This is a genomic window from Nostoc sp. CHAB 5715, from assembly GCF_020829685.1.
Lineage (GTDB): Bacteria > Cyanobacteriota > Cyanobacteriia > Cyanobacteriales > Nostocaceae > Nostoc.
In genome coordinates this window covers 1-7,532 of the sequence record NZ_JAIVFR010000298.1, presented here as the reverse complement: position 1 = coordinate 7,532, position 7,532 = coordinate 1, and the positions used below count along the sequence as shown (strand labels likewise).

Below are 7,532 nucleotides of genomic sequence, written 5' to 3'. Positions count from 1 at the left end.
AATAATACCGACTTCAGAGCCAAGAAATTCTTCTCAAATAAAGAAAGATATTAAAATTAAACCCTTCGTAAATTTATTGTTATGTGGCATAGGTTTCGTTGTAGCGATAGTTGGATTAATTGCCATCATCGCACCACCCAATAATTGGGATTCTATGGACTATCATATCAGTCGTGTTGCTTATTGGATACAAAATCATAGCATTGCTCATTATCCCACAAGTTATACCCCACAGCTATATCAAAACCCTTGGTCAGAGTTCGTGATTTTGCATTTTCAGATTTTAAGTGGTGGTGACTACTTCGCTAACTTAGTTCAATGGTTCAGTATGATTGGCTGTATTATTGGAGTGTCATTAATTGCCAAACAACTAGGAGCAGATTTACGAGGTCAAGTTTTCTCTGCGGTTGTAACTGCAACAATTCCTATGGGAATATTGCAAGCTTCAAGCACTCAAAATGATTATGTAATTGCATTTTGGGTAGTTTGTCTTGCTTACTAATTACTATCAACTATCCAAGCAGGCAAAAGCGATATTTGGACGAATTCATTTAATATTGGTAGTAGCACAGGATTAGCTATTTTGAGCAAGGCAACTGCTTATTTTTATGTATTTCCCTTCTTAATTTGGTTTGGTTTTTACCTGATTAAACGCTTCCGGTGGCAAGCATGGAAGCCTGCTTTGATAGTAGGAAGTATATCTTTATTGCTTAATATAAGTCACTATTTACGCAATTATAATTTATTTGCTTCGCCACTTGGTGAACCGAGTGGCTATCGTAATGAAATACTCGGTGTTAATATACTCATTTCTAATATCCTGAGAAATATTGCTTTGCATATAGGAACACCGATTGGTTTATGGAATGGAAAAGCAAACAGATTAATTCAACTTATACATATATTCATCGGTGTAGATTATAACGATCCTCGGACAACTTTTTCCCAGACATTCTTTGTACCAGGAGGTTGGTCAACAATTGGGATAACTGGTAATGAAAATAGTGCTGGTAATTTATTACATTTAGCGTTGATAATAATATGTATAATTATTTTTCTAGCTCGAAAATCTCTCCGTAAAGAAAGTTATATTTTTACTTATCTTATTGCTACCGTATCTACATTTTTGATATTTTGCTACTTGTTAAAATGGCAAGCGTGGAATAGTCGTTTGCATTTACCTTTGTTTGTCCTAATTTCTCCATTTGTAGGTGTTGTGTTATCTAAGCTGAAAAAGCAAAAAATCGCAATTTTTATAGTAACATTTCTGCTAATATCATCATTGCCGTGGGTGTTTTTTAACAGGTACAGACCTATTATAGATAGCAACAATATATTTCAAACCCCCAGAATTGAGCAGTATTTTAGTAATAGACCATTCCTCAAAGGTACTTACACAGGAGCAGTTGAGTTTTTAAATTCCAAAAAATGCTCGAATATTGGGCTATCAATGGGAAATGACCCTTGGGAATACCCTTTATGGGTACTTTTGCAGCAAAATAATCAAAAAATATTTAAAATTCAACATATTAATGTAACTAATATTTCGGCGAGTTTAGAAAAAGAGGCTTCCTATCAAGATTTTGAGCCTTGTGGGATTATTTCAATGGAAACTAAAAAAAGTAAACAAAAGAAATATCAAGAGATTAATTTTAAAGATAAAACTTATGTCCGATCTTGGGATTCTCCAGAACTGGGTGTATTTATTAAGTAGAATTTTATTATTTACAAAATACTAAAATTAAGATTTACTCAAAAATTAAGAAAATAATGCTGACAAAAATAGCTGTTGAAAAAATTCTTGACCGCGCCTTGATGGGATACGACTTATCTCTCGAAGAGGGAGTGGTGTTGTTACAACAAACTGACCCGGAGGCGATCGCAGCGATACGTACTACATCCGACACACTCCGTCACACTCAAGCAGGCGATACGGTTACTTATGTAATTAATCGTAATATCAACTTTACTAATATTTGTGAGCAGCACTGTAGTTTTTGTGCTTTCCGTCGAGATGATGGTGATGCCGGTGCATACTGGTTAGATTCGGCGCAAATTTTGGAAAAAGCGACAGATGCAGTGCAACGGGGTGCGACGGAAATCTGTATGCAGGGCGGATTAAATCTACAAGCGCAGATAAATGGTAAATCTTTGCCCTATTATCTCAAGGTTGTAGAAACGATTAAACAGGAATTTCCCCAGATACATTTACATGCTTTTTCTCCCCAAGAAGTGGAATTTATCGCCAGACTTGATGGACTTGGGTATGCTGATGTAATTGCTGCTTTGCGTGATGCTGGTGTTGGCTCAATGCCGGGAACAGCAGCTGAAGTGTTAGACGATGAAGTAAGGCGGATATTGTGTCCAGAGAAGATTGACACAGCCACTTGGCTAGAAATTGTTAGCACCGCTCACAAATTAGGCTTGCATACCACCAGTACCATGTTATCTGGGCATATTGAAACCCACCAACAGCAAATGGGGCATTTAGAAAAATTGCGATCGCTCCAAAAAACCGCCATTAATCAGGGACATCCAGCAAGGATCACAGAGTTTATTTTATTACCCTTCGTTGGGCAAGAAGCGCCCAAACCCTTACGTCGCCGTGTCGGACGCGATCAACCAGTTTTGAGTGATGCACTGCTGCTAGGCGCTGTAGCGCGGATTTACTTAGGTAATTGGATTCCCAACCATCAGCAGAGTTGGGTAAAACTGGGGCTTGCAGGTGCAACGGAAGCCTTAGTTTGGGGTTGTAACGATATCGGCGGCACATTGATGGAGGAGCATATTACCACAATGGCAGGTGCTTTGGGTGGTACATGTATGGAAGTGGAAACTTTGCAAACTGCGATCGCTTCTTTAGGAAGACCTTACCAGCAACGCAATACTCTTTATCAAAAAGTCATTAGTCATTAGTCATTAGTCATTGGTTATTAATTCTTGTCCCTCACTCCCTCATCCTCCCCTGCTCCCTCATCTCCCTCATCTCCCTCATCTCCCTCATCCCCACTCCCCACTCCCCACTCCCCATTCCCCAAGTTACCAATCCAAGATACGATGGACGTTGATTTACGTATCCTTTTACTTAATGAATATGAAGCGCTATTGGTCGCGTTTGCTTGCGCTGGTTTTGGTTGTATCTATCGGCTTAATGGGCTGTTCTGGCAGTCCAGATAGCTTGACTGGGGATTATCGCCAAGACACCTTAGCTGTGGTCAATATTATGAGACAAGCTCTGGATGTATCACAAGATTCATCAGACAAAGCAGCAGTTCAAGCAGAAGCGCGTCAAAAAATTAATGACTTTTCAGCTCGCTATCAGCGAGTTAACTCTGTTTCTGGTCTTGGCTCTTTTACAACCATGCGAACAGCCCTCAACTCCTTAGCAGGACACTACAGTTCTTACCCAAATCGTCCTGTACCCGAAAAACTCAAAAATCGTTTAGAGAAGGAGTTACAGCAGGTAGAAGCAGCGCTGAAGCGTGGCGGTTAATTCTTAACTATTGCCTACTTCATCATCAGGAGTCAAAAGTATCGACTTTTGACTCTTGATTATCTTGATTAAATTTTCAACTCAACTGATTGACACTTTTATAGCTAAAAGCCTTTTCACAGTTCAATTTACTTTGTCTCCATCCAATTTTCACCGACACGCGCATCCACCAGCAACGGCACACTCAATTGGACTGCATTTTCCATCACCGACTTAATTTGCGGTTGTAATTCTTCCCATTCATCAGGGGGGATTTCAAACACTAATTCATCGTGAACTTGCAACAACAAACGCGCCTGATAATTCTTCAGAACCTCATGCAGTTTTACCATTGCAATTTTGATAATATCAGCATTAGAACCTTGAATTGGTGCATTAGCAGCAGAGCGTAGTAAACCTGCATCATAAGCGCCCAAATTCTTCAATTTACTCAGATCAATATCTTTTGGGTTACTGCCTTTTAATCTGCGTAAACTGTTATTAGTAAAGTCAAAATAACGACGGCGACCGAAAATAGTTTCTACATAACCAAGAGCGATCGCTTCTTTTTTGACTCCCTCCAAATATGCAAATACTTTCGGATATCGTTCATTAAACCGCTTAATGAACTCGTTGGCAATGGTCTTATCTATCCCAGTTGAGCGCGAAAACCTTAAAGAACCCATTCCATAAATCACGCCAAAATTGATAGTTTTTGCTATCCCTCGTTCTTCTGAGGTTATATTTTCTTTTTCAAACACTAACCGCGCCGTCACAGTGTGAACATCTTCATTTTGCTGATATGCTTGCACTAATATCGGCTCTTGACTCAAATGAGCCAAAATCCGCAATTCAATTTGTGAGTAATCAGCAGCCACCATTAACCAACCAGGTTCTGGCAAAAACGCCTTCCGAATTTGGCGACTAAAAGCTGTACGAATAGGGATATTTTGTAAATTCGGATTAGAAGAAGATAACCTACCAGTTGATGTTGCTGTTTGGTTAAAATCAGTATGCACTCGCTGTGTATCTGGACGCACCAATGCAGGCAATGCATCAACATAAGTAGACTTTAATTTAGATAGAGTACGATACTCAATGATCGCCTCAACAAATCCAGTTTTATCATCTTCTTGAAGTCTTTCCAGTGTCGCTGCATCTGTAGAGAAACCCGTTTGAATTTTACGAGAATGTCTAGTGCTTAACCCCAACTTTTCAAACAAAATTTGGCTCAACTGCTTCGGAGAACCCAAGTTAAAATTTTCCCCAGCTATTTTAGTTGCTTCCTCTTTTAACCTGGCTAACTCAGTTTCTAAATGCTGTGAAAGTTCTTGTAAATAAGCTGAATTAATCCGAACACCCGTGTATTCCATTTGGGCTAAAACCGCTTCTAGTGGCTGTTCCACTTCCACTAATAGCTTAGACAGAGTTGGGATTTTATCAAGTTCCTCACGCAATTTTGCCACTAAACCAAAGGTAGAATAAGCATCCATACCGCAGTAATCTGCTACGGCAGGAATATCTATATCAGCGATGGTTTTACCTTTAGGAACTAAATCTAAGTAACTTTTCGCTATCAATCCCAAATATCGTTGCGCCAAATCCATCAAATTATGACTTGAATCGGGATTTAGAATGTAACTTGCCAGCATGGGATCAAAAACTACTCCCGCCAAATTAATTCCTTGACACTTTAAAACTAAGCGGTCAAATTTTCCATTTTGTAAAGCTTTGGGATAATCAGTACTTTCGAGAATTGGACGTAATGTTTCTAGCACCAAATCTTTATGCAAATTTTCCCCAGTTTTGTGCGCCAAAGGAATATAGGCTACCTCATCTGGTTTCGTTCCCCAACAGCAACCAATTCCTACTAACTCCGCGTCTCTTGGTTCTAAATCGGTGGTTTCAGTGTCCCAAGCAACGGGAGTCTCTGGGTTAGTAAATTTTTGTAAAAGTTTCACCAACTCAGCTAATTTAGCTTCGGTGTTGATAATGCGTGGTGTAATTGGGGAAGTAGATTGTTGTGTAACTGCTGCTGTATCACTAGCACTGAAAAACCACAAATCATTATCTTCATCAGCGCTGAATTCTGAGTTAGTATTGAGATTAATTGCGTCTGTTTTGGCTTCTTGGCTTTCTTCAAATTTGCCACCAAAACGTTGCTGGAGATCGTTAATCTTGCCTAAAAAAGACTTGAATTCTAACTTTTCTAAAATTGGTGTCAGGACGTTTGTATCAAAACCTTTTAATTTGCAATTTTCTAAATTAATTTCTATAGGAACATCTAAAACTATGGTTGCCAAATAGCGAGACTTATCGGCATCTTCTTTACCCGTTGCCAGTTTTTTCTGAGTTGCGCCTTTAATTTCATCTAACGCAGCATAAATATTATCAAGGGAACCATAGGTATTTAGCAACTGCACTGCTGTCTTTTCGCCAATTCCCTTCACACCAGGAATATTATCTGATTTATCACCACAAAGAGCTTTGAAATCAACAATTTGTGAAGGTAAAACCCCCATTTTTTCTTTGACTTGTTCGGCTTCAAATTCCGTGATGCTATTTGTAGAGCGTTTTAGGGCATCTGGACTAAAATTCAGAACAGTGATTTCTTTGTCAGAGTCGATTAGTTGAAATAAATCGCGATCGCCAGTAAGAATCTTCACCCTATACCCAGCAGCAGTGACTTTTTGTGCTAAGGTTCCCAAAACATCATCTGCCTCGTAACCAGGGGCAGTGAAAATTGGTAGATTAAAGCCATCGAGCAATTCATGCAGGTTTGCTAAGTCGGGAATAAAGTCTTCTGGCGTTTCTTTGCGATCGGCTTTATAAGTATCGTCAGCTTCATGGCGAAAAGTCGCCTCACTCAAATCAAAAGCGATCGCCATTGCTTGTGGCTGTTGTGTTGCCATTACCTCCAGCAGGCACTTCACAAAACCAAAACATATACTGGTGGGAATCCCCGTTTTTGTACGCAGCCCTCCATCTCGCCCTTTGGCGAAAGCAAAGTATGAACGATAAGCGAGGGAGTGTCCATCTACGAGGATGAACGTGGGGCGTGTTGCAGTTACAGAAGTGATTTCAGACATAGCCCTATTTTAGCCAGAAGCTTCGTTACATAGTTAGCAATTTCAGATGCTAGTTCAGCTTTGCTTTGGCAACAATAGCGTAGTTTTTGCCTACTAAGGGACTTCCAAATAAAAAACGTCCAATTTTTTCTACTAATCACCACAGGCTGCTAGAGCCTGTTAAATTATATCTTGCACCTGCCTATCCCGCCTGAGAATAAATTCTCTTTTCTTATAGCCCAAGTCCACTAAGCGTGGACTAAAACCCTTACTTAGTACAGCATTTCATTAATTCGTAGCGAATTAAATTTGGCAATACCCTGCAATGCCAATGCATCGACTGACAATGCCAATGTATCGACTAACAATACCAATGTATCGACTGACAATGCCAATGCATCGACTAACAATACCAATGCATCGACTAACAATGCCAATGCATCGACTAACAATACCAATGTATCGACTGACAATGCCAATGCATCGACTGACAATGCCAATGCATCCCCTTGCATTAAAAAAGCTACGATTTTACGCAAAGCTGTACTTAGTCTTCTTTAGAAGACTTTAGCTATAAGCCTCAGAATTCATTCTGAGGCGGTCGTGGGGACTGGTGCAAGTTCTGAGTTAACCTCTTACTGGAACTTAAAATCTAGGACATTATGCAGAAAGCATCTGCTACACATTTGGCATTTACTGATAATCAGGCTGCTACAAAAGACATTAAACTACTAGTTTTGGATATAGATGGCACGATCGCTGGACACTCTAACACCATCAGCGAGCCTGTAAAGCAAGCTATTGTTGCAGCGCAAGCACGAGGAATTCAAGTAGCGATCGCTACAGGTCGAATGTATCGATCAGCCTTGCGCTTTCACCAAGATATCGGCTCTACACTACCATTGATGGCTTATCAAGGAGCCTGGATTCAAGATCCGATCACCCAAAAAATTCATCGCCATTGGGCTGTTTCCAGGGAAATCGCCCACAAG

The 7,532-nt window shown here is 39.9% G+C and carries 6 protein-coding genes and 1 pseudogene; 5 read left to right on the top strand and 2 right to left on the bottom strand.

Going from position 1 to position 7,532, the window contains the following annotated elements:
- The 4 genes and pseudogenes from LC574_RS17605 to psb27 all read left to right on the top strand — a co-directional run.
- Positions 1-502, top strand: a pseudogene (locus LC574_RS17605) (hypothetical protein); the annotation flags it as partial.
- 81 nt (positions 503-583) lie between these two features.
- A complete protein-coding gene (locus tag LC574_RS17600; RefSeq protein ID WP_229454699.1) occupies positions 584-1,714 on the top strand; it encodes a hypothetical protein in 1,131 nt (376 codons plus the stop codon).
- Between the two features lie 56 nt (positions 1,715-1,770).
- On the top strand, positions 1,771-2,916 hold the full coding sequence (cofH, locus tag LC574_RS17595) for a 7,8-didemethyl-8-hydroxy-5-deazariboflavin synthase subunit CofH (protein ID WP_229454698.1): 1,146 nt from the start codon (positions 1,771-1,773) through the stop codon (positions 2,914-2,916).
- A 172-nt stretch (positions 2,917-3,088) separates the two neighbouring features.
- Complete coding sequence (gene psb27 / locus LC574_RS17590; protein WP_229454697.1) at positions 3,089-3,493, top strand: photosystem II protein Psb27; 405 nt, start codon at positions 3,089-3,091, stop codon at positions 3,491-3,493.
- A gap of 128 nt (positions 3,494-3,621) precedes the next feature.
- On the opposite strand, the gene polA is transcribed toward psb27, so the two are convergent.
- Both polA and LC574_RS17580 read right to left on the bottom strand, forming a co-directional pair.
- Positions 3,622-6,561 (bottom strand): DNA polymerase I, encoded by a 2,940-nt coding sequence (gene polA, locus LC574_RS17585; protein ID WP_229454696.1) that lies wholly within the window; start codon positions 6,559-6,561, stop codon positions 3,622-3,624.
- 251 nt (positions 6,562-6,812) lie between these two features.
- Positions 6,813-7,055: a hypothetical protein gene (locus LC574_RS17580; protein ID WP_229454695.1), complete on the bottom strand. Its 243-nt coding sequence runs from the start codon at positions 7,053-7,055 to the stop codon at positions 6,813-6,815.
- A gap of 147 nt (positions 7,056-7,202) precedes the next feature.
- Between LC574_RS17580 and LC574_RS17575 the strand changes: the two genes are divergently transcribed.
- The coding region (locus LC574_RS17575; protein WP_229454694.1) for an HAD family hydrolase at positions 7,203-7,532 on the top strand (330 nt) is incomplete at its 3' end.

Excerpts from the sequence above, each read along its gene's own strand:
- cofH (WP_229454698.1), top strand. The coding sequence starts at position 1,771 with ATGCTGACAAAAATAGCTGTTGAAAAAATTCTTGACCGCGCCTTGATG.
- psb27 (WP_229454697.1), top strand. The coding sequence starts at position 3,089 with ATGAATATGAAGCGCTATTGGTCGCGTTTGCTTGCGCTGGTTTTGGTT.
- polA (WP_229454696.1), bottom strand. The coding sequence starts at position 6,561 with ATGTCTGAAATCACTTCTGTAACTGCAACACGCCCCACGTTCATCCTC.
- LC574_RS17580 (WP_229454695.1), bottom strand. The coding sequence starts at position 7,055 with ATGCAAGGGGATGCATTGGCATTGTCAGTCGATGCATTGGCATTGTCA.